This window comes from Caballeronia sp. LZ065 (genome assembly GCF_031450975.1).
Taxonomy (GTDB): Bacteria; Pseudomonadota; Gammaproteobacteria; order Burkholderiales; family Burkholderiaceae; genus Caballeronia.
Genome location: NZ_JARUXV010000001.1, coordinates 2,214,152 through 2,239,583, shown reverse-complemented (window position 1 = coordinate 2,239,583; position 25,432 = coordinate 2,214,152). Strand labels below are relative to the sequence as shown.

At 64.7% G+C, this 25,432-nt stretch carries 22 protein-coding genes and 1 tRNA gene; 11 read left to right on the top strand and 12 right to left on the bottom strand.

What is annotated here, in order from left to right; translation table 11 throughout:
- The first annotated feature begins 94 nt into the window (after positions 1 to 94).
- Both bamC and QCE63_RS10255 read left to right on the top strand, forming a co-directional pair.
- Positions 95 to 1,237, top strand: a complete 1,143-nt coding sequence (bamC, locus tag QCE63_RS10260; protein ID WP_309832678.1) for an outer membrane protein assembly factor BamC — start codon at positions 95 to 97, stop codon at positions 1,235 to 1,237.
- Between the two features lie 35 nt (positions 1,238 to 1,272).
- Positions 1,273 to 2,046 carry an MBL fold metallo-hydrolase gene (locus QCE63_RS10255; protein ID WP_309832677.1) on the top strand — a complete coding sequence of 258 codons (774 nt, stop codon included), beginning with the start codon at positions 1,273 to 1,275 and terminating at the stop codon, positions 2,044 to 2,046.
- A 118-nt stretch (positions 2,047 to 2,164) separates the two neighbouring features.
- Here the strand turns inward: QCE63_RS10255 and QCE63_RS10250 are convergent, their stop codons facing one another.
- Together QCE63_RS10250 and QCE63_RS10245 are read right to left on the bottom strand one after the other, a co-directional pair.
- On the bottom strand, positions 2,165 to 2,419 hold the full coding sequence (locus QCE63_RS10250) for a hypothetical protein (RefSeq protein WP_309832676.1): 255 nt from the start codon (positions 2,417 to 2,419) through the stop codon (positions 2,165 to 2,167).
- Between the two features lie 267 nt (positions 2,420 to 2,686).
- Complete coding sequence (locus QCE63_RS10245) at positions 2,687 to 3,925, bottom strand: cupin domain-containing protein (protein WP_309832675.1); 1,239 nt, start codon at positions 3,923 to 3,925, stop codon at positions 2,687 to 2,689.
- 33 nt (positions 3,926 to 3,958) lie between these two features.
- On the opposite strand from QCE63_RS10245, the gene QCE63_RS10240 reads away from it, so the two are divergent.
- Complete coding sequence (locus tag QCE63_RS10240) at positions 3,959 to 4,510, top strand: peptidylprolyl isomerase (protein ID WP_309832674.1); 552 nt, start codon at positions 3,959 to 3,961, stop codon at positions 4,508 to 4,510.
- A gap of 56 nt (positions 4,511 to 4,566) precedes the next feature.
- Here QCE63_RS10240 and QCE63_RS10235 read toward each other — a convergent pair whose 3' ends face one another.
- From QCE63_RS10235 to QCE63_RS10215, 5 genes are all read right to left on the bottom strand, one after another.
- Positions 4,567 to 5,877, bottom strand: coding sequence for a hypothetical protein (locus tag QCE63_RS10235; protein ID WP_309832673.1), 1,311 nt, complete (start codon positions 5,875 to 5,877; stop codon positions 4,567 to 4,569).
- A complete protein-coding gene (mutS, locus tag QCE63_RS10230; protein WP_309833762.1) occupies positions 5,852 to 8,566 on the bottom strand; it encodes a DNA mismatch repair protein MutS in 2,715 nt (904 codons plus the stop codon). Before mutS ends, QCE63_RS10235 begins: the two co-directional genes overlap by 26 nt.
- Before the next feature lie 504 nt (positions 8,567 to 9,070).
- Complete coding sequence (locus QCE63_RS10225; protein ID WP_309832672.1) at positions 9,071 to 9,439, bottom strand: glycine zipper domain-containing protein; 369 nt, start codon at positions 9,437 to 9,439, stop codon at positions 9,071 to 9,073.
- Between the two features lie 163 nt (positions 9,440 to 9,602).
- Positions 9,603 to 10,901, bottom strand: coding sequence for a lysophospholipid transporter LplT (gene lplT / locus QCE63_RS10220; protein WP_309832671.1), 1,299 nt, complete (start codon positions 10,899 to 10,901; stop codon positions 9,603 to 9,605).
- Positions 10,902 to 11,082: 181 nt separating this feature from the next.
- Positions 11,083 to 11,886, bottom strand: a complete 804-nt coding sequence (locus QCE63_RS10215) for an inositol monophosphatase family protein (protein ID WP_309832670.1) — start codon at positions 11,884 to 11,886, stop codon at positions 11,083 to 11,085.
- Between the two features lie 298 nt (positions 11,887 to 12,184).
- On the opposite strand from QCE63_RS10215, the gene QCE63_RS10210 reads away from it, so the two are divergent.
- Positions 12,185 to 12,964: an RNA methyltransferase gene (locus QCE63_RS10210; protein WP_309832669.1), complete on the top strand. Its 780-nt coding sequence runs from the start codon at positions 12,185 to 12,187 to the stop codon at positions 12,962 to 12,964.
- Between the two features lie 179 nt (positions 12,965 to 13,143).
- Complete coding sequence (gene cysE, locus QCE63_RS10205) at positions 13,144 to 13,950, top strand: serine O-acetyltransferase (protein WP_309832668.1); 807 nt, start codon at positions 13,144 to 13,146, stop codon at positions 13,948 to 13,950.
- Positions 13,951 to 13,954: 4 nt separating this feature from the next.
- Here cysE and QCE63_RS10200 read toward each other — a convergent pair whose 3' ends face one another.
- The 4 genes from QCE63_RS10200 to QCE63_RS10185 form a co-directional block, all read right to left on the bottom strand.
- Positions 13,955 to 14,764 (bottom strand): UDP-2,3-diacylglucosamine diphosphatase, encoded by an 810-nt coding sequence (locus QCE63_RS10200; protein ID WP_309832667.1) that lies wholly within the window; start codon positions 14,762 to 14,764, stop codon positions 13,955 to 13,957.
- A gap of 13 nt (positions 14,765 to 14,777) precedes the next feature.
- Complete coding sequence (locus QCE63_RS10195; RefSeq protein WP_309832666.1) at positions 14,778 to 15,269, bottom strand: peptidylprolyl isomerase; 492 nt, start codon at positions 15,267 to 15,269, stop codon at positions 14,778 to 14,780.
- A 90-nt stretch (positions 15,270 to 15,359) separates the two neighbouring features.
- Positions 15,360 to 15,941, bottom strand: coding sequence for a peptidylprolyl isomerase (locus tag QCE63_RS10190; protein WP_309832665.1), 582 nt, complete (start codon positions 15,939 to 15,941; stop codon positions 15,360 to 15,362).
- Between the two features lie 193 nt (positions 15,942 to 16,134).
- The gene (locus tag QCE63_RS10185) at positions 16,135 to 16,932 is read right to left on the bottom strand and encodes a tetratricopeptide repeat protein (protein ID WP_309832664.1); all 798 of its coding nucleotides are present in this window, start codon (positions 16,930 to 16,932) and stop codon (positions 16,135 to 16,137) included.
- Positions 16,933 to 17,443: 511 nt separating this feature from the next.
- Between QCE63_RS10185 and cysS the strand changes: the two genes are divergently transcribed.
- From cysS to QCE63_RS10155, 6 genes are all read left to right on the top strand, one after another.
- Complete coding sequence (gene cysS, locus QCE63_RS10180) at positions 17,444 to 18,841, top strand: cysteine--tRNA ligase (protein WP_309832663.1); 1,398 nt, start codon at positions 17,444 to 17,446, stop codon at positions 18,839 to 18,841.
- Positions 18,842 to 18,888: 47 nt separating this feature from the next.
- Positions 18,889 to 19,932 carry a DNA-3-methyladenine glycosylase gene (locus tag QCE63_RS10175; RefSeq protein WP_309832662.1) on the top strand — a complete coding sequence of 348 codons (1,044 nt, stop codon included), beginning with the start codon at positions 18,889 to 18,891 and terminating at the stop codon, positions 19,930 to 19,932.
- Positions 19,933 to 20,098: 166 nt separating this feature from the next.
- The gene (locus QCE63_RS10170; RefSeq protein WP_309832661.1) at positions 20,099 to 21,070 is read left to right on the top strand and encodes an acetyl-CoA carboxylase carboxyltransferase subunit alpha; all 972 of its coding nucleotides are present in this window, start codon (positions 20,099 to 20,101) and stop codon (positions 21,068 to 21,070) included.
- A gap of 54 nt (positions 21,071 to 21,124) precedes the next feature.
- Positions 21,125 to 22,552, top strand: coding sequence for a tRNA lysidine(34) synthetase TilS (tilS, locus tag QCE63_RS10165; RefSeq protein WP_309832660.1), 1,428 nt, complete (start codon positions 21,125 to 21,127; stop codon positions 22,550 to 22,552).
- Positions 22,553 to 22,881: 329 nt separating this feature from the next.
- A complete protein-coding gene (locus tag QCE63_RS10160; RefSeq protein WP_309808778.1) occupies positions 22,882 to 24,132 on the top strand; it encodes an aspartate kinase in 1,251 nt (416 codons plus the stop codon).
- 162 nt (positions 24,133 to 24,294) lie between these two features.
- Positions 24,295 to 24,388 (top strand) — tRNA-Ser (locus QCE63_RS10155).
- 130 nt (positions 24,389 to 24,518) lie between these two features.
- Here the strand turns inward: QCE63_RS10155 and QCE63_RS10150 are convergent.
- Entirely contained in the window at positions 24,519 to 25,286 is a 768-nt protein-coding gene (locus QCE63_RS10150) for a M48 family metallopeptidase (protein WP_309832658.1), read from the bottom strand.
- Positions 25,287 to 25,432: the final 146 nt, after the last annotated feature.

Genomic DNA, 25,432 nt, shown 5'->3' with positions numbered 1-25,432 from the left:
CTCCTTGGCCTCATCGGCTGGTCCCGATGAACCGCTCGGCCCGAGCGGGATCCGCGCCAGGATCCAAGCGTCATCAGCAGCAACGAAGGACCTCATGAAACGTTCCGCTCTTCTTGTTCATGCCAAACGCCTGAGCGTGCTGTCGCTTGGCGCCAGTGCCCTGTTTGCCCTCGCCGGTTGCGATACGCTCAACGACTGGCTCGCGCCGGACCGCGTCAACTACAAATCTGCTGAAACCGCGCCGTCGCTCAACGTGCCGTCGGACCTGACCACGGCCAACATCAGCCAGCGTTACGCCGCGCCGCCGAAGATCAATGCGCTGGGCGGCGCTGCCGAGCGTTCGGTCACGCCGGCCGGCAACGCGACGCTCGGCGTGCCGAACACGCAGGATCCCTACGGCATGCACGTCGAGAAGGACGGCGATCGCCGCTGGCTCGTCGTCGACGGCCGCTCGCCCGACCAGATCTGGGACCCGCTCAAGGAGTTCTGGCAGGAGAACGGCTTCACGCTCAAGACCGACGCGCCCGCTACCGGCATCATGGCGACCGACTGGGCTGAGAATCGCGCCAACATTCCGAGCGACTGGTTCAGGAACAGCGTGGGAAAGCTGATCGATTTCGCGTATTCGTCGGGCACGCGCGACATGTTCCGCACCCAGGTGGACCGCGCGCAGGACGGCTCCACGGACATCTCCATCACGCACAGCGCGATGGAAGAAGTGCTGACGGGCCAGGACAAGACCGGCTCGCGCTGGGAAACGCGTCCGCGCAATCCGGAGCTCGAAGCGGCGGTCCTTACGAAGCTGATGCAGAAGTTCGGTCTCACCGAAGAGCAGTCGAAGAAGCTGATCGCCAATGCGCGGCCGGCAGGCGCGAAGGTAGCGGTCGATCCGGGCGCGGGCGGCACGTCGCTCGATCTCGCCGAGCCGTTCGATCGCGCGTGGCTGCGCGTGGGCTTGGCGCTCGATCGCACGAACTTCACGGTCGACAATCGCGATCGCGAGAAGGGCATCTACTACGTGCATTACTCGGACTCGATGGCCGAGCTCAAGAAAGACGGCCTGTTCGGCAAGTTCTTTTCGAGCAACACGCCGAAGCCGACGCGCCAGTTCCTCGTCAACGTGAAGCCGAAGGCGGACGCGGTCACGCAGATCGGCGTCGTGGATGCGAACGGGCAACCGGATACCTCGTCCGATGCGCAGCGCATCGTCTCGTTGCTTCATGCACAGTTGAACTAGACCCGTGCGGGACTTCAGTTGATCAGGGTTGAATCGTGAGATTTGCCAGTCTGGGCAGCGGCAGCGAAGGCAATGCATTGCTCGTCGAGGCGTCGTGCGGCACCACTACGACGCGCGTGCTGCTCGACTGCGGCTTCTCCGCGAAGGAAATCGAGCGGCGTCTCGCGCGGCTCGATTGCCGCGCCGAAGATCTCGACGCCATTGTCATCACGCACGAGCATACGGATCACATCGGCAGCGCCATGACGCTGGCGCGCAAGTTCTCCATTCCGTTGCACATGAGCTGGGGCACGGCGCGCGCGATCGGCGCCGATGAAGGCAAGGTCGAACTGAACGTGCTGTGGGGCGACGAGCGGGTGGCCATCGGCGATCTGAGCGTGTTGCCGTACACCGTGCCGCACGACGCCCGCGAGCCGCTGCAATACGTCTTCTCCGACGGCGCCAGCCGCCTGGGCGTGCTCACTGACGTGGGCGTTTCAACGCCTCACATCACGAACATGCTGAGCGGTTGCGACGCACTCGTGCTCGAATCCAATCACGACCTCGCGATGCTCGCGGCAAGCCGCTATCCGCCTTCGCTGAAGGCGCGCATCGGCGGAACGCACGGACACCTGAATAACGACGCGGCCGCGGCCATTCTCGCTTCGCTGGATCGATCGAAGCTGCGTCATCTCGTGGCCGCTCACCTGAGTCAGCAGAACAACCAGCCGCATCTGGCGCAGGCGGCGCTTGCGTCGGTGCTGGGAGTGTCGGCGCTTGAGGTGGTCGTAGCCACGCAGACGGAAGGCTTCGACTGGCTGACGTTATAAACCGCGTCGAGACCGGCAATACACGGCATGAAGCACGCATAAAAAAACCGGCTCGAAAGCCGGTTTTTTCGTTTGCAGGCCGCGTTAAGCGACCTGCGGGGGCATAGCGCCTGAAGCCTTACTGGCTTGCGCCCGATGCCGGAGCAGCAGCCGAAGCGGCAGCGTCCGAAGCAGCGCCAGCAGCCGAAGCTGCGTCGCTTGCAGCGGCCGAAGCGCTTGATGCTGCAGCGTTTGCGTCCGAAGCGGCAGCAGCCGGTGCCGAAGCAGCCGACGTATCGCTTGCAGCGCTCGGAGCAGCCGAATCGCTAGACTTGTTGCATGCAGCAAGAGCAACAGCAGCCAACAGGGATGCTACGAGGAGGGATTTCTTCATGATCACGTCCTTTTATGGTTAAAGGTAAGCAACAGCGCAAAGTACCGGTAATGTGTGCTCCAACACCGACCTGGGCCGCTGTGGAGACTCACAATTCTTTTTTGTGTGAGACTTCCGACGGCTTGGCCGGAAATTATAGGCACTTTCGCAACGACCGTCGATAAATCGGGGGCCGATACGTTGTCTTTCTCATACAAACTTTCATATTGCGGAACGCCGCATTCTAGCACCTGCAGCGTCTCTGGAAGTCTTGTCGAGCCAAGCCTGTCAAGCCCAAACGCCCAATTGAATCCAGCCCGCACGATACCATTCGTGCAGCAACGCTGTCATTGTCGAATCGTCTGTAAGTGTTACAAAGCGTTTCGCCTCCAGATGCTTTGAATCGGCCAATTCAGGGAGCCACTTTTTCAGCTTCGACGATAACGATGCCGCCTCGCCATTTACGAAATATGACTTCTGGTCATAGAGCAAAATGGCCTTTCTATCCAGCTTTACGCCCGTCTTTTTCGCACGTTCAACAAAGCGTTCTTCATTCAACGCGCGTTCCGGCGAATCGAACACGACATTCGCCTTCGGCTCGCTCAGATAAGTGCCCAGAAACGCAGCGATGTCCTTTTCATTCCAGTCGATGTTCGCAAGGATCGCGCCTACACGCTCCTTCAACAGTCCAGGCAGCGCGGCCGGGTTTGCCACGGGCTCTTGAGCGGGGTCGCGATAACGTGCGCCAGCGCGGGCGCCCTCGGTTGCTTCGCCTGCACGTTCAGCCAGGTGATAGAGGAACTGCGCCGTGAGTTCATGCTCCGACGGCGCGCGAAAGCCAATGGACGCCGTCATGCATTCGCCTTCGGCAATGCCGTCGTGTGCGACGTGCGGCGGCAGATAGAGCATGTCGCCGGGCTCCAGCAGCCATTCTTCCTCGGGCTCGAAGTGCTGTAAAACTTTCAACGGCAGTCCGGGTTTTAGCGAAAGATCGCGCTGTTTCCCAATACGCCAACGACGCTTGCCATGCACTTGCAGCAGAAACACATCGTAGGAGTCGAAGTGCGGACCGACGCCGCCGCCATCGGTGGCATAGGAGATCATCAGATCGTCCAGGCGCGCGTCCGGAATGAAACGGAACGGGTTCATCAGTGCATGGGCGCGGTCGTCGTGCAGATTCGCGCCTTGCACGAGCAGCGTCCATTCACGCTTTTTCACCGACGGCAGTTCGTCAGGCGCGAACGGTCCGTGCTCCATGTCCCATTTGTCGCGAAAATGGGTGATGAGACGCGACTCGACGTCGTCGAGATCGGCGAGCGCGAACAGTTCGTCACGCGGCAGCGGAGCGACAAGACCAGGGAATGCCTGGCGGATCAGCAGCGGTTTTTTCTGCCAGTAGCGACGCATGAACTGAAGCGGCGTGCGGTTGCCCAACAGGGGTGTGGTTTCGTTCGGCAAGGGCGCACGAGTGTGCCCGGGCGGGGTGGAACGGGGGGACGGACTGGCGTGGTGTGGCCGCTTGGGCATCGTATAATCGAGTCTTGTATCTTGGAGGATCCAATGAAAATTGCGAAAGACAAAGTCGTTTCGGTCGCGTACAAGCTATCGGATGCGCAAGGCAATCTGATCGAGGAAAGCGACGAGCCGATGGTCTATCTGCACGGCGGCTATGATGGCACGTTCCCCAAGATCGAGGAAGCGCTGGCCGGGCATGAAGCCGGCTTCGAAACGCTCATCCAGCTCGAGCCGCAGGACGCATTCGGCGAGTACGATCCCGAGCTCGTAAAGGTCGAGGAGCGCAGCCGCTTTCCCGAGCCGCTGGAAGTGGGCATGCAGTTCGAAGGCACGCCGGAGGATGCGGACGACGAACTGGACTCGCTGATCTACACCGTCACCGACGTCGCCGAGGACAAGGTCGTGCTGGACGGCAATCATCCGCTCGCGGGCATGGCCTTGCGTTTCGCGCTGTCGGTGCAGGAAGTGCGCGACGCCACGGATGACGAGATCGAGCATCAGCACGCGCATGGCGCGGACGGACTGCAAGTCGTCGATGAAGACGACGAAGAAGACGATAACGAACCGCGCAAGGACGCGGGCCCCACGCTGCATTGAACGCACGGCGCGAGACCACTCATTGATGAAGAAAGCGCAGCTTCGGCTGCGCTTTTTTATTGGGTCGGCGTTGGCGAGGTCGGGGCCGCGCCGTTCTGCGCGCTCGAGGCCGGTGTCGGATAGATGGGCGGCAGCGACTGCGGTGGCGTCAGGATGGGGGGAAGATCGGACGCGGGCAAGGGCATGGTCGGCGGCGCGGGCACGGCCTCGGGCAGGTCGTTGCGCGGCAGCGCGGTCGGTGTTGGTTGCGATTGAGGCACCGGATACGCCAAGTCCGACGCGCTCGATGGCGCGCTGGACTCCGCGCCGGCCGCTCCGTTCACGGTACGCACGCGCAGACGGAACGGCGGATGCCATTGCGCATCGGTCTGCACGTCGAGCCATTGAGACTGCGGCTTGCCGAAGGCGATGGCCACGCGCGTCAGGTTCGTGACGATCAACCCTTTGTCGTTGCGCAGCGGCTGGTCGATATGAAAGCCGGTGGGCTCGGACGCATCCGTGTCGTGGATCACGATGACCGGTCCGCGAAACGTTTCGGCGGCCTTCACGAGACTGCGTTTGAGTTCGAGGAAGCCGTCGCGCGGCGGGTTCGCACGCGAAAAGCGCAGCCATGCGAAGCGTTCGCGCCGTTCATAGCGCGAGAAATCCGGATCGCCTTGAAGCAGGATGACGAGCGCACGCATGTCCGTGCGCCGCGCGGTTTCCGCCGCATGTTCGAGCCAGAAACTGGTGGCGACGGCGCGGTCTTCGAACTCGCCGTTGCGTCCGCCCGCGGTCAGATAGTGATTGTTCGCACTCGGCACATTGAGGCCGATGAAGGCGACGCCCTGCGACTGCCAGCGCACGATCTCGCGAAAGGTGCGAAACCGCGCGACATCGCTCTGGCGCGACAACGTGAGCGGCGTCTGGCCGAGCGCATTGGCGTCGGCGAAGAACAGCTGGCGTATGAAGTCGAGACGTTCCACGGGGTCGTAGCCCCCCGCGTGAACCTGACCGCAATCGGCCCAGTCGTGCTGGCCCAGCAGGACGATTACCGGCGTGCGCGACGCATCCAGCAGATCATGGCGCGACTGATAGATGCTGTCGCGGCATGCTTCGGCGCCGCCCTTGACATTGCCGTTGTAGACGATAAAAGCGATGTTGTTGTCGCGCCCGATGACATCGAGCATGCGGCGCACCGGGGCTTCGTCGGCGGGACGCGAGAGCGCGTTGGCGAGCACCGCGAAACCGAGCGGCCCGCTGGCCTGCGCATGCCCGGCGGCACTCCACAGGAGCGCCGCCAGCAGCACGGCCGCGCTGGTCAGACGAGGCCCGTAAGAGAGGCGCGAGAATCCGGCACGCTCAACGCGCGTCATCCGGCGGCGCATTCGCCAGCTCGTGCAGTTCGTAGAGCAGATCGAGCGCGTCGCGCGGACGCAGTTCGTTCGGATCGAATCCACGCAGTTTCGCTAACACCGGATGTTCGGGCGCTTCGACAGCGTCAGGCGGCGCCTCCGTTTCGTCTCCATACGGCGCATAAGGCTGGCTCGCGAAGAGATCGAATTGTGCGGCGGGCTGGTTGATGGACTGCTGTTCGAGCAGCACCAGATGCTTGCGCGCCGCCCGGATCACCGCCGACGGCACGCCCGCGAGTTGCGCCACCTGCAGGCCGTAGCTCTGATTGGCCGGCCCTTCGCTGACGGCATGCAGGAACACGATGCCATGGTCGTGCTCGACCGCCGAGAGATGCACGTTCGCCGCCTGCGCGAACTCACTCGGCAGTTGCGTGAGCTCGAAGTAGTGCGTGGCGAACAGCGTGTAGCAGGCGTTGTGCGTGAGCAGATGCCGCGCGATGGCCCACGCGAGCGCGAGGCCGTCGAAGGTCGAGGTGCCGCGGCCGATCTCGTCCATCAGCACGAGACTCGACGCGCTGGCGTCGTTGAGGATCGCGGCGGCTTCGGTCATCTCGACCATGAAGGTGGAGCGGCCGCCGGCGAGGTCGTCGGCGGCGCCGATGCGCGTGAAGATGCGGTCCAGCGCGCCGAAGCGCGCGCGCTTCGCGGGCACGTAGCTGCCGACATAGGCCATCAGCGCAATCAGCGCGGTCTGACGCATGAAGGTGGATTTGCCGCCCATGTTCGGGCCGGTGATGAGCAGGAGCTTGCGATCCTGGCTCAGGCAGCAGTCGTTGGCGATGAACTGCTCGACCTGCGCCTCGACCACCGGATGTCGCCCTTGTTCGATATCGATGCCTGCTTCGGCCGAAAACTGCGGCGCGACCCAGTCGAGCGCGCGGGCGCGTTCGGCGAAAGCACACAGCAGATCCAGCTCGGCGAGCGCGCCGGCCACGCGCTGGCAGTCCGCGATGAAAGGCAGCAGGTTCTGCAGCAACGCTTCATAGAGCGCGCGTTCGCGGGCCAGCGCGCGTTCCTGCGCGGACAGCGCCTTGTCCTCGAAGGTCTTCAGCTCGGGCGTGATATAGCGCTCGGCGTTCTTCAGCGTCTGGCGGCGGCGATAGTCGTCGGGCACTTTGTCCGTCTGGCCACGCGTCACTTCGATATAGAAGCCATGCACCTTGTTGTACTCGACGCGCAGGTTCGCAATGCCGGTGCGCTCGCGCTCGCGTGCTTCGAGATCGATCAGGAACTGGTCGCAGTTCTCCGAGATGCCGCGCAGTTCGTCGAGATCGGGATCGTAGCCACGCGCGATGACGCCGCCGTCGCGGATCAGCGCGGCTGGTTCAGGCGCGATGGCGCTGCTCAGCAGGTCGAGACATTCGTGCGGCGGTTCGAGCGCGGCGCTGATGCGTTCCAGCGCGCTCGCATGCGCCGATACGCCCGCGACCTGCGCACGCAGTTCGGGCAGTGCGGCGAAGGTGTCGCGCAAACTCGACAGGTCACGTGGACGCGCCGAGAGCAGCGCGAGGCGCCCGGTAATGCGCTCGATGTCCGACACCCGGCGCAGTGCCGTGCGCACGGCGTCGAGGCCGCTGGCGGCGGGCGCTTCGATGAGCGCGCCAATGGCCTGCTGGCGCGCCCGTGAGATGGCGGCGTCGCGCGGCGGATGATGCAGCCAGTGGCGCAGCAGCCGGCTGCCCATGGTCGTGCAGCAGGTGTCGAGCAGGGAGAACAAGGTGGGCGATTCCGTGCCGCGCAGCGTCTCGGTCAATTCGAGATTGCGCCGTGTGGCGGGATCCAGCCCGATGTATTCCGACTCGTATTCCACCTTCAGGCTGCGCACATGGCGCAACTGTTGGCCCTGGGTCGCCGCCGCATAGAGCAGCAACGCGCCCGCCGCCCCGCACGCGCAGGTGAGCGTTTGCGCGCCGAAGCCGTCGAGGCTCGCGACATCCAGTTGCTCGCGCAGGCGCTGCGTGCCCGAGCCGACGTCGAAATGCCAGGCGGGCACCCGTGTGATGGCGACGTGACTTGCGCCGAGATTCGTCACGCCGAGCGAGCTTTGCAGGTCCATGATCGCATCCGCGACCAGCGTTTCCGCCGGGCGGATGCGCTCCAGCGCCGCGCCCACTTGAGCGGGCACGACTTCCGCGAGGCGCAGTGCGCCGCTCGCCAGATTGAGCCATGCGAGCCCGACGCTTGTGACCACGCCGCGCCGGTTGTGAGTCGGGCAGAGCGCAAGCAGGTAGACGTCGCTTTTATCGGAGAGCAGGGCGGCGTCGGTCAGCGTGCCCGGCGTGACCACGCGCATGACCTTGCGTTCGACGGGCCCCTTCGAGGTGGCCGGGTCGCCGATCTGTTCGCAGATCGCCACCGACTCGCCGAGCTTCACGAGCTTGGCGAGATACTGCTCGCACGCGTGATGCGGCACGCCCGCCATGCGAATGGGATTGCCGCCGGACGCGCCGCGCTGCGTGAGCGTGAGATCGAGCAGACGCGCGGCTTTCTCGGCGTCCTCGAAGAACAGCTCGTAGAAGTCGCCCATGCGATAGAACACCAGCGTGCCGGGATGCTGCGCCTTGATGCGCAGATACTGCTGCATCATCGGCGTGTGTTGCGACAGGTCCGCAGGCGTGGCGGTTTCGCTGGAGGAGTCGGGAGTTGCCGTTTGATTGCCCATCATGCGTGCTGTGAAAGCCGGAACGTGCCGACGGCCGGACGCAACGTGCGCCCGCCGCGGACGGCGGATAGCGGCGGCGGTGACCAGTCGTGACCGGTTACCACCAACAGGGCATGAGTTTAACCTGTCGTGAAGGGCGGGCGGAGTCGGCCGGATGGGCTAGCCTGGATGGGCATGAGGTAGCCCATTCAACGAGACCGGCTGTATGCCGGCGGTGCGGTCACACCGGGGCTGCCAAGTTGCTCGGGAAAGACGCCGCGACTTACCTGCACCCCCCGCCTACGCAACCAGGGCCACTCGAAAGTGGCCCCAGGATTTGCCGCCGCAGGCTTGGCGCCCCGAACGACTCTTGCGTAATAGCATTGTGCTCAGCGAGGTGTGACGCCTGATGCGCACGCGATTCGGGTTTCAGATTTCGAGGGTGCCCGGTATGCGCGCACGCCCGAACACCGGGCGATCGGACCGCCCGTCCGGAGACAGCAACCCGCCCACCGAACCCGGGCTTTACGCACGCGCGGCCAGGAATCCAACCAGCAGCGCGAGTCCCGCCACCGCGCCCAGCGTGTGCCAAGGCTTGTCATGCACGAATTCATCGGCATAGCCGGCCGCGTCGCCGAGCTTGCCCGAGAACACGCTGCTCGCGCCGTTCATCTGCGAGCGCGCCGACTTCAGCTTGCCTTGCAGGTCGCGCCGCAGCTTGTCCGCGTCGATGTCCTTCGCGCCGTGAATCGAGCTTTCCAGATCATCGAGCAGGCTGCGCAACTGGCTGCTGGCCGAATCGACCGCGTCGCTCGCACCGCGCACCGCGCGCTCGCCGACATTGGCTGCGCCATTGATTTTGCTGTCGAGCGTCGAACGTGTGAACAATCCCATTTCCTTGCTCCTTTATTGACGTTGCCGAATAAGATTAGCGCCGGATTCGCCGCCTGCCACGACTTATTGCAACGGCCTGACGACCGTTCGTTTGCCACCCTGCGCTTGTTTGTCAACAAGGTGCGCAAGGCCTGCGAATCCAGATTCATCCCCGCAGCAAGGATCATTCCTCAACCATCGCGCCCAGGTCGACTTCGCGGCCGTTGCGGGCGTGGCGGCGCATCGCGAGCGCCATCATCAGGCAGACGAACAGGCCGAAGACGACGATGATCCACTGTACCGGCACCTGAATGGTCAGGAGCAACGCGTAAGCGCCGAGCATCGCCAATACGGCAATATTCTGGTTGAAGTTCTGCACCGCGATGGAATGTCCCGCCGACAGCAGGGTAGCACCGCGATGCTGCAGGATTGCGTTCATCGGCACGATGAAGAAGCCGGACAGGCCGCCCAGCGCGATCATCAGCGGATACGCCATCAGGATGAAGGCGGGCGCGAACCACGGACCGATATGCACGCCCGCGCCGGCCGGAAACAGATCCTTGTTGTAGAACGCCATCGCGACCGATACCGCGCCGATCAGCACGCCCACCGGCAGCACCTTCAGCGACTGGCGCAGCACGATCCACGCGGATGCCGCCGCCGCGCCGAGCGCGATGCCCACGCCCGTGATGCCTTGCAGCACGGCCGCCTTCGACAGCGACAAACCGAGGTTCGCGTCGGCCCACTTGAGCACCAGCAGTTGCAGCGTGACGGCGGCGCCCCACAGCAGCGTGGTGACCCACAGCGCAATCTGCGCGAGCCGGTCTTTCCACAGCACCTTGAAGCAGTGCGAGAAGTCGTGCACGAGGCGGGTCGGCTGGTTCAGCAGGTTCGGATAGCGTGCGCCGGTATCGGGAATGAACGCGTTGATCGCCGCCGCCGACGCGTAGATCAGCATCACGGTAAACAGAGCAGCGTGGGCGGCGGTGTGTACGAAGGGCAGGTGCGCCTGCGCCACCCAGTGCGTGACCACCTGGCTCACGAGCGCGCCGCCGATCACGGTGCCGAGGATGGTCGACCCGACCGTCGCGGATTCGAGCCACGCATTCGCCGCGATCAGTTTCTGCGGCGGCAGGAGCTCCGTGAGGATGCCGTATTTGGCGGGCGAGTAGGCCGCCGCGCCGAGACCCACCACGCCATACGCGATCATCGGATGCACGCCCGCGATCATCAGCGCGCAGCCGGCCGCCTTCAGCGCATTCGAGATGAACATGACGTGGCGTTTCTGGAGCGCGTCCGCGAATGCGCCGACGAAGGGCGCGAGCACCACGTAGGAAATCGTGAAGAAGATTTGCAGCAGCGGCGTGACCCAGGGCGCCGACTGCACGACGGCGAGCATGGCGATGGCGGCGATCAGGAGCGCATTGTCGGCGAGCGACGAGACGAACTGCGCGGCGATGATCGTGTAGAAGCCTTTTTTCATGACGGGCTCGATGGCAGGCTCGGCGCGCGGTCCCGAAGCGCAATGCCTGACGCGGACGGGACGCGCATCGCCCGATGCGGCCGGGGCAAAAGAGTGCATCGTAACGGAGCCCCGCGATCGATGCAGACCCGGCGCGCGTGCGCAAACGTGCGGAAAAAGCGGGGCGCGCCCTGCGTACGGCTTATTCGCCGGTCAAACGCGTGCGCGAGTACATGTCGAGGATCTTGATCATCTGCGCGTAGACCTTCGGGTTCGCCGCGACGATCTCGTTCTTGAACAGGAAGTCCGATTCGCCGGTGTAGTTGCCGACCAGGCCGCCCGCTTCCGTGACGATCAGGCTGCCTGCCGCGACGTCCCACGGATGGATGCCCTGCTCGAAGAAGCCGTCGAGCCGGCCCGCCGCGACGTTCGCGAGGTCCAGCGCCGCCGCGCCCGGACGGCGCAGGCCCGCGCACGACAGCGTCATTTCGCTGAACATGCGCATGTAGGCGTTGAGGCCCTGGCCGTCGCGGAACGGGAAGCCCGTGCCGACCAGCGCGTCCGACAGCCGGTCCAGCTTGCCGACGCGGATGCGGCGCTCGTTCAGATAGGCGCCACGGCCGCGCGAGGCGGTGAACAGGTCGTTGCGGGTCGGATCGTAGATGACGGCCTGCTGCACCACGCCCTTGTGCGCGAGCGCAATCGACACGCAGTAATACTGGAAGCCGTGGATGAAGTTGGTGGTGCCGTCGAGCGGGTCGATGATCCACTGGAACTCGGACTCGCGCTCGGTCGCGCCAGATTCTTCGGCAAGGATGGCGTGGTCGGGATAGGCGGTGGTCAGCGTCTCGATGATCGCGGCTTCGGACGCCTTGTCGACTTCCGTCACGAAGTCGTTGTGCTGCTTCTTGCTGATCTGGATGCGGTCCAGGTCCAGCGATGCGCGGTTGATGATCTGTCCGGCGCGGCGCGCGGCCTTGACAGCGATATTGAGCATCGGATGCATGAGCGAAATCCTCTGGCCGCCTGCGCGTTCGAATGGACGCGGCAAGCGAAAAAGTTGGCGACAACGACTGTCGACGAAAGACGAATTGAATAAGAGCGAGGCGGCCGCAAGACAGTCCGGAGTGAATCCGGCCATCATTCACGACGCGCGAGGGCGCCATTTTACCCGAAACTCGGCGCCGGGCTGCGCCCGATGCGGCCGCAACATGCGGCCCGCGCGTCGGATGGCCGGCAAAAGCGCGTTAACATAGCGGGCTCAAACGCTTTATTCCCAGCCCCTTTTCAGCACGAACCGCGCCTTGGACACCATCGATCTTTCCCCGCCCGCCGGAGGCTTCACCTCCACCCGCTTCGTCCTCGTCGAGCCGAGCCATCCGGGCAATGTCGGCGCGGCCGCGCGCGCGCTCAAGACCATGGGCTTCGCACGACTCGTGCTGGTCGCGCCGCGGATCGCGGACGTCAAGAACACGCCGGAAGCCATCGCGATGGCCTCCGGCGCCGATGACGTGCTCGCCTCCGCGCACGTCGTCGACACGCTCGCCGACGCGCTCACCGGCGTCCGCTGGTCCGTCGCGCTGACGGCGCGCACGCGCGAATACGGCCCGCCGCAGATGCCGCCGCGCGCGCTGGCCGAGCGCGCGCACGAGTTCGTGCGGCACGGCGATATCGCGCTCGTGTTCGGCAACGAGCGCACCGGGCTCTCGAATGCGGACGTCGAACGCTGCAGCGCGCTCGCGCACATCCCGGCCAATCCGGCCTACAGCTCGCTCAATCTCGCGCAGGCCGTGCAGGTGCTGGCGTACGAACTGCGTCTCGCGTTCCAGGCGCCGGCCAGTCCGCTCGCGCTCGTCGAAACGGCGGAGCCGGGCGCGTCGAGCGATGAAATCGAAGGCATGTATGCGCATCTCGAAGAAGCGCTCATCGCGCTGGCGTTTCTCGATCCGGCCAACCCGAAGAAGCTAATGTCGCGTATTCGGCAGATGTTCGCGCGTGCCGGACTCGAGCACGAGGAAGTCAATATCCTGCGCGGCATCGCCAAGCACGTGCTGCTGCAGGCGGGCAAGGATCGCAACGGATAAAGGACCGACCGGCCGACCGCATTCGCATCGTGGGCATCACGGCAGACTCCGCGCGCGCGCCCTACAATCGCCGGAAAACGGCCCGAGCCGATATAAGCTTTGCGCGTTCCGTGCTATGCAGGCAGCTGCCGCACGGAACGGCGCGGGCCCCGTCCCTGTCCCTCAATCGAGACCTCGCCATGTTCGACCGACTTCGCGAAGACATCGCCGCCATCCGCGAGCGCGATCCCGCCGCCCGCAGCGCGTGGGAAGTCGCCACCTGCTATCCGGGGCTGCACGCCATCGTGCTGCATCGGTTCGCGCATGCATGCTGGCGCGGACAGTGGCGCTGGCTCGCACGCTTCGTGTCGCAGGTCGCGCGCTTTCTCACCGGTATCGAGATCCATCCGGGCGCGACGCTCGGCCGGCGCGTGTTCATCGATCACGGCATGGGCGTCGTGATCGGCGAAACCGCCGAGATCGGCGACGATTGCACGATCTATCAAGGCGTGACGCTGGGCGGCACTTCGCTCACACGCGGCGCGAAGCGCCATCCGACACTCGAACGCGGCGTGATCGTCGGGGCGGGGGCGAAGGTGCTCGGCGGCTTCACGGTGGGCGCGGAGGCCAAGATCGGCTCGAATGCCGTGGTGGTGAAGCCGGTGCCGGCAGGCGGCACGGCGGTCGGCAATCCGGCGCGCATCGTGATGCCTGCGGTCGGCGGGAAACCGGCCGAAGCGCCGGCGCGCAGCGGCTTCTGCGCCTACGGCATCACGCCGAACGCCGACGATCCCATGTCGCTCGCCATCCACGGCCTGATCGATCACGCCTCGACGCAGACCCAGCGCATCGACGAGATCGTCGCGGCGCTGGAGCGGCTCGGCGCGCGCATGGAGGCGTTGAATCCGGCGGACGGCGCGACGCTCATCGACCTCAAGCGCCTGTGTACGTCGATGGACGGCAAGACCAACGCCGCCGCCGTACACACGGCGGACGCCGCGCGCTGACCCTTCACAGCGGCAACGCGCGCAGGCCCTGTTCGTCCAGACGCAGATAGCCGCCGCGCGGCGCCGCGACATCGAGTTCCCAATCCGGCAACACCCAGCGCACGCCTTCGACTTCACGATGCATCGCGGGCCGGTGCGTGTGCCCGTGAATCAGCGTATGCGTATGGCTCGCGATGAAGAGCTCGGACACGGCCTTTCTCGTGACATCGTACTTGGGCGCGGCGCCCGCCATGCGGCCGCCTTCGCGCTGCGTGCTCTTCGTGCGCATGCGTTGGCCGATGCCCATGCGCGTGTCGAGCGGCAACGCGAGAAACAGCCGTTGCGCGATGCGGTTGCGCGCGAGCGCACGGAAGGCCTGGTAACCGCGATCGGCCGTGCAGAGCCCGTCGCCGTGCGCGAGCACGATGCGCTTGCCGAAGCCGGTGATGACGAACGGCTCGGGCAGCAGCATGGCGCCTGCGTCCTTCATGAAGCGCGGCCCGAGCAGGAAATCGCGGTTGCCGTGCATCACATACAGACCGATGCCGCGTTCCGACAGCGTATGCATCAGGCGCGTCATGCGGCGCGCGAAGGCGGCGCGCGGGTGGGACGAGGGCGCATCGAGGATATCGTCGCCGATCCAGAATTCGAACAGGTCGCCGAGAATGAAGACGGAATCCGCCTCGTTCGCGGTGACCTCGACGAAATGCTCGAACGCCGTGACCGTGTTCGGCAGCGCCTCGCTCAAGTGCAGGTCGGAAATGAAAAACAGCGGGCGCGGCTGTTTCGCCGCACCCGCTGCGCCGCGATCGAATGACGCGTTCGTAGCGATCATGCAGTGACCGCGATCAGACCACCACGGCCTTCTCGATCACCACGTCGTCCGCCGGCACGTCCTGATGGAAACCCTTCGAGCCGGTCTTCACCTTCTTGATCTTGTCGACCACGTCCATGCCCTCGACCACGCGGCCGAACACGGTGTAGCCCCAGCCTTGCGGCGTCGGCGACGAGTGGTTCAGGAAGTCGTTGTCCTTCACGTTGATGAAGAACTGCGCGGTGGCCGAATGCGGATCATTCGTGCGGGCCATCGCGACCGTGTAGTTGTCGTTCGCGAGGCCGTTGTTGGCTTCGTTGGTGATCGGCGCGTCGGTGGGCTTCTGCTTCATGCCCGGCTCGAAACCGCCGCCCTGAATCATGAAGCCGTCGATCACGCGGTGGAACACGGTGTTGTCGTAGTGTCCCTTCTTCACGTAGTTGAGGAAGTTTTCCACCGACTTCGGCGCCTTTTCAGCGTCCAGTTCGATCTTGATGACGCCGTGGTTCGTATGCAGTTCGACCATGATTGTGTTCTCCAGTGTTCCAGTATGTTGATGGGGGCCGTGGCGCGGCCTGAAGCACGATGGCGCCACGAGCGCGAAGGGCGTTGCAGCTTACGGCGAGACCACGCTGGCCGATTCGATCACGACCGGCTTCTGCGGCACGTCCTGCATCGGGCCGCGCGTGGTGGTCGGACTTCCTTCGATCTTCTTCACGACATCCATCCCGGCGACGACCTTGCCGAACACGGCATAGCCGTTGCCGTCGGGGCTCGGATAGTCGAGACCCGCATTATCGACCGTATTGATGAAGAACTGGGCCGTGGCCGAATTCGGGTCGCTGGTGCGCGCCATCGCGAGGGTGCCCGTCAGGTTCTTCAGGCCGTTCTTGCTTTCGAGCGGGATCGGCGCGCGCGTGGGCTTCTCAGCAAAACTCGTGCTGAAGCCGCCGCCCTGGATCATGAAGCCCGGAATCACGCGATGAAAGATCGTGCCGCTGTATTGACCGGACTTCACGTAGCTCAGAAAGTTCGCCACGGTCTTCGGCGCCTTTTCGGGATACAGCTCGACCTTGATGTCGCCTTGCGTGGTCTTGAGGAGCACGGTGGGGTGCGCCGCCTGTGCGTTGGGCTGGGCGAACGACGGCGCGCTCGCGATCAGGGCAGCGCCGGAAAGCGCCAGCATCAGGAATTTCATGAAGGATCGATCCTCGTGTGGTGAATGCAATGCGTCAGCCGCGGCAACCGGTTTGCAAAACAAGCGCGCCGGAATCAAGCCGCAAGCGCGTGGTCAGCGCCGCGAGGCGACAGCTTACCGTGCGCGCCGCGCCGGATGCCGAACCGGCGCGTGTCCAGCGTCGTGTGCTCAGTGTTGCGTGAAGGCTGCGTGCTCAAGGCTGCGCGTTCGGCGCGATGTAGGGCGTGCTCGGCAGCGGGCTGCTCGGGCCGCCGAAGGGCGAGTAATCGTCGGGCGAGGGCATGGTCGAGGTCGGGCTGCTCCCTGATGTCGTCCCCGATGCCGTTCCTGAAGCCGGCGCCCATTCGTCCGCCGTGCCGCGCGCGGCCGCGGCCCCCGAGGCGCCCGATGCCGCCGCGGCCTCCGCCCCGCGCTTGCGCGCCGGCGGCGTATAGATGTTCTGGATGGCCGCGATGCGCCGGGCCGTGAGCGGGCTCTTCGAGCCGAGCGTCTGCGCGCGCTTGTACGACTCGCTCGCGAGCCGCAGGTACAGGTCGCCGAGATTGTCGTAGGCGAGCGCATAGCCGGGGTTCGCCTTCACCGCTGTTTCGAGCGCGACGCGCGCGTCGTCATAGCGGCCTTTCTTCGCGTAGAGCGCGGCCAGGTTGTTGTACGGCTCCGGCAGTTCGGGATAGGCCTGCGTGAGCTCGGTGAACGCGGCGATGGCGTCGTCGTCGCGGTTCAGGCGGGCGAGCACGGTGGCGCGCTTGAACTTCGCCTGAACGTCGCGCGGATGGCTCGCGATGCGCGCATCGAGTTGCGTAAGCGCCGCGTTCCAGTCCTTGTTCGCAATGGCCGAGTCGATTTGCGGCGTATCGTCGCGCGTGGCGGGCGAAGTCTGCGCGAACGCGGCGGTCGAGACGCCGATGCAGAGCGCGGCCACGGCGAGCGAGCGCGCCGCGAATGCACTGAGGGTCCCGGGCAGGAGCCCGCGGGAGAGTGGCGAAGCCATGCGCGCTGAGCGATGAGTCACTTGGGATCGATTCAATGAATGATGCTGCGAAGGATGCCGGAAAGCGGCGAAAGCGTGCGGCAAGAAAAACGCCGGCGGCTTCGGCGCACGGACCGTGACGGAGTCTGAAACAATCCCTTCGGCGGGTGCTTCGAGCGGGCTTGGCGCCCGGCCCGGAACGCGCCTTGCAAGGCGCGCTGCCCGGCCGCCTGGGGTTTTCATAGGCTCAAGTCCCGGTGTTATACTCCGACCCATTCTAACAAAAGGTCTGCACGTCCCGCGCACGCATCTTGCCCCTTGTCTCCGGGTTCGTTCCCGCGAGCAATGCATGCGGCGCCGAGTCCAGACTTTCCTTTGCCACTCGTGGCCGTGTCCGTCCAGGTCGCATGACCGTCGTGTTCGCGCTCGCGTGTGGGTCTCGTCCGCTCCCCGTCCACGCCGCTCTCGTGCACGCCGCTTTTGCCTGGCGTTACCCGGCACACGGTGATTTCCGTTCTACGTTTTGCCTTCTATGAACTCGCTGCGCATCTACAACACGCTCGCCCGTGACAAGCAAACCTTCACGCCGCTTCGCGCCGGCGAGGTGCGCATGTATGTCTGCGGAATGACGGTGTATGACTACTGTCACATCGGTCATGCGCGCGTGATGGTGGTGTTCGACATCGTGCAACGCTGGCTGCGCGCGCTCGGCTACAAGGTCACGTATGTGCAGAACATCACGGACATCGACGACAAGATCATTCGTCGCGCCGTGGAGAACAACGAGCCCATCAAGGCGCTCACGCATCGCTTCATCGAGGCCATGCATGAAGACGCGGCGGCGCTCGGCGTCGCGCGTCCGGACCTCGAGCCGCGCGCGACCGACTACATCCCGCAGATGCTCGGCATGATCGATGCATTGCAGTCGAACGGCTATGCCTACCAGGCGAAGGACGGCGACGTGAACTTCGCCGTGCGCAAGTTCGCCGACTACGGCAAGCTGTCCGGCAAGTCGATCGAGGACCTGCGCGCCGGCGAGCGCGTTGCCGCGAACGATGCGAAGGAAGATCCGCTCGACTTCGTGCTGTGGAAGCAGGCGAAGGCGGATGAGCCCGCCGACTCCGGCTGGGACTCGCGCTGGGGCCGCGGCCGTCCGGGCTGGCACATCGAATGTTCGGCGATGGGCTGCACGCTGCTCGGCGACCAGTTCGACATCCACGGCGGCGGACAGGACCTGCAGTTTCCGCATCACGAGAACGAGATTGCGCAGAGCGAAGGCGCGACCGGCCAGACCTTCGTGAACTACTGGATGCACAACGGCTATGTGCAGATCGATAACGAGAAGATGTCGAAGTCGCTCGGCAACTTCTTCACGATCCGCGAAGTGCTGAAGAAATTCGATGCCGAAGTGGTGCGTTTCTTTATTGCACGGGCACACTATCGTTCGCCGCTGAACTACAGCGACGTGCACATCGACGACGCCCGCAACGGACTCACGAGGCTGTACACGGCGTTGAAGGATGCCGAGCCGGACAATCAGCCACTTGACTGGAACGAGCCGAACGCGCAGCGTTTCCAGTCAGCAATGAACGATGATTTCAATACGCCGCTGGCGGTATCCGTGCTGTTCGATCTCGCGGGCCAGGTGAACCGCTCGCGCGACCCGGCGTCCGCACGGCAGCTGAAGGGTCTCGCCGGCGTGCTCGGCCTGCTCGTGCGCGAGCCGCGCGTGTTCCTGCAGCAGGCCGCCGGCACGGACGAGGCGCCGGGACTGACGCCGCAGGAGATCGAAGCGAAGATCGCCGGGCGCGTCGCCGCCAAGCAGGCGAAGAACTATGCCGAAGCAGACCGGATTCGTGCCGAATTGCTCGAAGCCGGTATTGCCCTTGAAGACAAACCGGGTGGGTCGACCGAATGGCGCCGCGTCTGAACGCGGACCTTCAAACCCTCTGATCGACTCACCAGGCAGGAGGCACGATGGCAACGGCCAGGAAGACGCCGGTCAAACGACCCGCGTCTGTTAGCGATGCGTCGCGCGCAACGAAGCGAACGCGCGTCGCGCGAACGGAAACACACGTGGAAGGTCAGGCTGCAACGGACACGCGCAAGATCGACGGCGCGGGCGCGGTGAACGGCCGCAAGAGCACGCTCAAGCGCGCGGACGGCGGCAAGCCGGCCATCGACGTGACGCGCGCCGCGAAAGCTGCGCCCGTGCGTGTGAATGGAACCGCGGGTGCGGCAGGTAACGCGCGCGCCACGAAGGCCAACGGCCGCGCCGCGGACGACGCGCACGCGCAAGCGCTCGTGCCGGACACGCGCGAGGGCGAGATCATCCGCAAGTCGCACGTCGTCACCGCCGACGCGGCGAAGCCGGTACAGATCGGCGGTCTCACGCGCGAAGCCGTGCGTCCCGATTACTGGGATCGCGCGTGTGCGGACCTGATGAAGCGCGACCGCATTCTCAAGAAGCTGATCCCGAAGTTCGGCGAGATTCATCTCGTGAATCTGGGCGATCCGTTCTCGACGCTCGCACGTTCCGTCGCGGGCCAGCAGATCTCGACCAAAGCCGCGCAGGCCATCTGGGAACGCGTGAAGACCGCATGTCCGGAGATTCATCCCGCGCGCTTCATCCGGCTCGGCCACGACAAGTTGCAGGCGTGCGGACTGTCGCGGCGCAAGGCCGAATACATTCTCGATCTCGCGCAGCATTTCGAGAACGGCGCGCTGCACGTCGACGCGTGGACCTCGATGGACGACGAAGCCGTGATCGCCGAACTCACGCAGATTCGCGGCATCGGCCGCTGGACGGCGGAGATGTTCCTGATCTTCAACCTGTCGCGCCCGGACGTGCTGCCGCTCGACGACCTCGGCCTGATCCAGGCGATCAGCGTCAACTATTTCAGCGGCGAACCGGTCACGCGCAGCGAGGCGCGCGAAGTGGCGGCCAACTGGGAGCCGTGGCGCACGGTCGCGACCTGGTACATGTGGCGCAGCCTCAATCCGATCCCGGCCGATCACTAGACCGGACTCAAGTTACGACTCAAGGAAGGACGCGCGCAGGGGCGCGCGTGGCAGGCGCGCAAGGGCGGACTATCGTTGCTTTATAATCGATAGTTCGCGCGCGAATTTTAGAGGGACGGACGCGGTTAGAATACGCGCTGCCCGATGTTTCCCAGGACTCGAACACATGAAGACCACGTTTCTGGATTTCGAGCAGCCGATCGCTGAACTCGAAGCGAAGATCGAAGAACTCCGCTTCGTTCAGGACGATTCCGCTGTCGATATTTCGGAAGAAATCGAGCGGCTGTCGAAAAAGAGCCAGCAGCTTACGAAGGATCTCTACCAGAACCTGTCGCCCTGGCAGGTGTCGCAAATCGCGCGTCATCCGCAGCGTCCTTACACGCTGGACTATGTCAGCGAGCTGTTCACCGACTTCCACGAACTGCATGGCGACCGCTCCTTCGCGGACGACCTCGCGATCGTCGGCGGCTTCGCGCGTTTCAATGGCCAGCCGTGCATGGTGATCGGCCATCAGAAGGGCCGCGACACGAAGGAACGCGCGCTGCGCAACTTCGGCATGCCGCGTCCGGAAGGCTATCGCAAGGCCGTGCGCCTGATGCGCACGGCCGAGAAGTTCAATCTGCCCATCTTCACCTTCGTCGATACGCCGGGCGCGTATCCGGGCATCGGCGCGGAAGAGCGCGGGCAGTCGGAAGCCATCGGGCGCAATCTGTATGTGATGGCCGAGCTCAAGACGCCGATCATCACGACGATCATTGGCGAAGGCGGTTCGGGCGGGGCGCTCGCCGTCGCTGTCGCGGACGTCGTCATGATGCTGCAGTTCTCCACCTATTCGGTGATCTCGCCGGAAGGCTGCGCGTCGATCCTCTGGAAGAGCGCGGCCAAGGCGCCGGAAGCGGCCGAGGCGCTCGGTCTGACTGCGCATCGGCTGAAGGCGCTCGGTCTGATCGACAAGATCATCAACGAGCCGCTCGGCGGCGCGCATCGCGATCCGAAGGGCATGGCCGCGCTGCTGCGCCGCGGACTCGCCGACTCGCTGCGTCAGTTCCAGGGCATGAGCGCGACCGAACTGCGCGATCGCCGCTTCGACAAGCTGATGGCTTACGGCAAGTTCAAGGAATCGATCCCGGGCGCGTAAGCGGCCCGAGGCATCCTTCCACAGCGCTTTTCATTCCTCACTCACGAAACCATCGTGACCTCCGATCGTGACACGCCCGCCGGCCGCCTCGTCCTCGAGGCGGTGCGCGCGGCGGTCGCGGACGCGGCACTTCCCGCGCATTCTGTTCTTGCCGTCGCGCTCAGCGGCGGGCTCGATTCCACCGTGCTTCTCGATGCCGCCGTGCGTTGCTTCGGCGCGGCGCGGGTTGTCGCGTTCCATGTGCATCACGGACTGAGCCTGAACGCCGACGCATGGGACGCGCATTGCGAGCGCTTCGCGGCGTCGCTCGGCGTGAGCTATGCGGCGCGTCGGGTCGAGATCGCGCGCGCGGGTGGCGAAAGCCTGGAAGCGGCGGCGCGTGACGCCCGTTATCGCGCGCTGGACGCTTTGTGCGACGAGTACGGCGCGGCTGCGCTGCTGATCGCCCATCACGCCGACGATCAGGCCGAGACCGTGCTGCTGCAATTGCTGCGAGGCGCAGGCGTCGCGGGTCTCGCGGCGATGGCGCCGCAGCACGCGGACGGCGCCGTTGCGCGTCTGCGGCCGCTGCTGCGGCTGTTGCGCGCGCAGCTCGAACAGTATGCGCACGAGCGCGACCTGAGCTGGATCGACGACGAATCCAATGCCGACACGCGCTACGCCCGCAACGCGTTGCGGCACGACGTGTTGCCGGTGCTGGCGGTGCATTTTCCGGGCTTTCGCGATGCACTCGCGCGCACGGCGTCGCATGCGGCGTCCGCGCAGCGCCTGCTGGATCAACTGGCGCGCATCGATCTCGCGCAGGCCGGGCATGACGGCGAGCCGGATGCGCTCAGGCTCGACGCCTTGCTCGCGCTCGATCCCGAACGCGCGATCAATCTGCTGCGTCACTGGATCCGCGCGTGCGGATTGCAGGCGGCATCGACGGCGCGTATCGCCGACATGCTGCGTCAGCTGCGCGATACCGCCGTCGCGCGCGATGGTCATGCGCTGCGGGTCGATCACGCGGGTCATTGCTTGCGCGCGTATCGCAACGCGCTGTTCTGGGAAACGGGCGACAGCGACGATGCACCCGATCTCGACGCGGGCGCCAGCGCACCGAGAAGCCCAGTGGAATGGCAATGGCAGGGCGAGGAAGTCTGGCGCCTGCCGCAATGGCGTGGCTCGTTCGTATTCGAACCCGTGACCGCACCCGATGGCGACGTAGTGGGCGAGGGCGTGCTGCGCGCCGCGCCGCTCGTCGCGCGCTCGCGGGCGGGCGGCGAGCGCATGCGCGTGGCGGCCGAAGCGCCGGGCCGCACGCTCAAGAACCTGTTTCAGGAGCGCGGTGTGCCGGCCTGGAAGCGCGACGTGCCGCTGCTGTTCATCGGCGAGGCGCTGTTGTATGTGCCGCACCTCGGCGTGAATCGCGAGGCGGCGCCGGCCGCGGCGCACGGGCCGCTGCGGCGCATCTCCTGGCGGGCGGATCTGCTGCTCGCGTGAGCGCGACGCGCCGCAACCGGTAAAACCGTCCGCGCCGCCGCTGCGCCTTGTAATTTCAGCCTCGATCGGGTACGGTAACTCGTTTTCGCCCAGCGTGTTTTGCGCGGCAACGCCGTTCAAAAGACCCGAATTCGTCCGCAACCACGCACCCGTGCGCGCCGCTCCTGATCGCAACCTGATCCAGTCGAGTTGGCGGGCAGGCGGCAGCGCCCTCCGCATCGAGCCGGCTTCACCATCCTCCGAAGTCTCGCGAAGCACCGTGGCGCGCGTATCGAGCGCTCTCGCGTTGGCGCGTGAAGCGCGGTTTTCCCTTCAGTTCAAGAACGACAATGGCACTCATCGTACACAAATACGGCGGCACTTCGATGGGCTCGGTCGAGCGCATCAAGAACGTCGCCAAGCGCGTCGCGAAATGGCATCGGGCCGGCCACAAGATGGTCGTCGTGCCCTCGGCGATGTCCGGCGAAACCAATCGCCTGCTCGGTCTCGCGCGAGACATCAAGGCGGACCCGGACCCGCGCGAACTCGACATGATTGCCTCCACCGGCGAACAGGTGAGCGTCGGGCTCCTCGCCATCGCGCTGCATGCCGAAGGCCTCGAAGCCGTGAGCTATGCCGGCTGGCAAGTGCCGATCCGAACCGACAGCGCGTTCACGAAAGCGCGCATCAGCGAAATCGACGGCGAGCGCGTGCTCAAGGATCTCGATGCCGGCAAGGTTGTCGTCATCACCGGTTTCCAGGGCGTCGATCCCGAAGGCCATATCGCGACGCTCGGCCGCGGCGGTTCGGATACGTCGGCGGTGGCGATCGCAGCCGCGATGAAAGCCGACGAGTGCCTGATCTATACCGACGTCGACGGCGTGTACACAACCGACCCGCGCGTGGTCGAAGAGGCGCGCCGGCTCGACCGCGTGACCTTTGAGGAAATGCTGGAGATGGCGAGCCTCGGCTCGAAGGTGCTGCAGATCCGCTCGGTGGAATTCGCCGGCAAGTATCAGGTGAAGACGCGCGTGCTCTCCAGCCTGACCGATCCGCTGATGCCGCTCGACACCGAGATGCACTCCGGCACCCTGATCACTTTTGAAGAAGACGAGAATATGGAAAAAGCAGTCATCTCCGGCATCGCGTTCCAGCGCGACGAAGCGCGCATCGCGGTCATGGGCGTGCCCGACAAGCCGGGCGTCGCGTATCAGATCCTGGGCCCGGTCGCCGATGCGAACATCGACATCGACATGATCATCCAGAACCAGAGCGTGAACGGCAAGACCGACTTCACGTTCACCGTCGGCCGAGGCGACTACGCGCGCGCCCTCGAGATCCTAAACGGCCAGGTCAAGGGGCACGTGCAGGCGGAAACCGTGCTGGGCGACCCGAAGGTGTCGAAGGTGTCGGTGGTCGGCGTCGGCATGCGTTCGCACGTGGGCATCGCGAGCACGATGTTCCGCACGCTGTCGGAAGAGGGCATCAACATCCAGATGATCTCGACTTCCGAGATCAAGATCTCGGTGCTGATCGACGAGAAATACACCGAACTCGCCGTGCGCGCGCTGCACAAGGCGTTCGAGCTGGATCGGGCTTAAGCGCGAGGATGACAGGCGTGGAAGGCTCGCGGGCCCTCCTGGTGCAGCACCGAGGCATGCATGGCGATTTAAAAAAATCATCATGCGAATTTGACCGGCGTGAGCAGACACGCTATTATCTCGATCTCGTTGCGCTGCACTCCCGGCGTAACGGACAGTTTGGGAGACGTGGCCGAGAGGTCGAAGGCACTCCCCTGCTAAGGGAGCATCTGGGCCAAAACCTGGATCGAGGGTTCGAATCCCTCCGTCTCCGCCAGTGATGGCGGAAAAAAGCCCCGCAAGGTTAAAAACTTGCGGGGCTTTTTGTTTGGGTCTTCGAGCATGATCGGGTGTTGATCAAGATTCCGAAGTGATCGCCGATGGCATCGCATCGGCCCCGCCCGATCTCATTTTCCCGACGCCAGCCGTTCCTGAATATGCTTCGCCCGCGCCGGCGAAGAAGGATGCGAAGCAAGCAGGCTCGACTTGCCGCCGTCGATCGACGCCAGCTTCTGAAACGCCGTCACGAGTCCGGCCGGGCTGTAACCCTTCTTCTTCTGCGTATCGAACGAGTAATCGTCGGCGGCGCTTTCCTGCGACTGCGAAAACTGCGCGTTGACGAACTTCTCGGTCAGATCGCCGAGTTGCGATCCGGAAAGACTGGCAATCATTCCCGAGCCCGACGCCGCCACCGAGCGCGCCGCCGACGTCGCGAATGCCACCTGCATCGCGCGCTTCGTGTGGCCCAGCGCAACGTGTCCCATCTCGTGGCCGACCACGCCGCGCACTTCGTCGTCGTTCATCAGGTCCATGAGACCGCTGTAGACGCGCACGCAGCCGTTTGCCATGGCCCAGGCATTGACGTCCTTCGTCATGTAGACCTTGTAGTTCACCGGCACGCCGTTGATGTTGTTGCCAAGCTGCGTGGCGATCTTGTTGAGGCGTTGCGTGTACGGACTGTTCGCCGGCGCGATCTGGTTCTCCTTGTCCATCTGCGCGCAGGACTTGTCCGATAGCGTGCGCACATCGCTATCGTTCAGCATCAGCGCCTGCGAGGCGAGCTGCCCCGACTGGGCAAGGGAGTTCGGATCGAAACTGCTCATTCCGCTGCACGAAGCGAGCAAAACGGTAGCGGACGCGGCGGACGCGGCGGCGCCCAGGCGAAAGAACGTCATCGTGGTCTTCTCTCAGGTTTCGGATTGCAGATTGCGGTTCGCCCGGGTCACAGCAGGCTGACGGACGATATGGAAGGCTCGAGGGAGATCGACTCGTCGATCCGTCGAAAATTCCAAAGCCTTTACAAAACCTGACGAATTTAAGA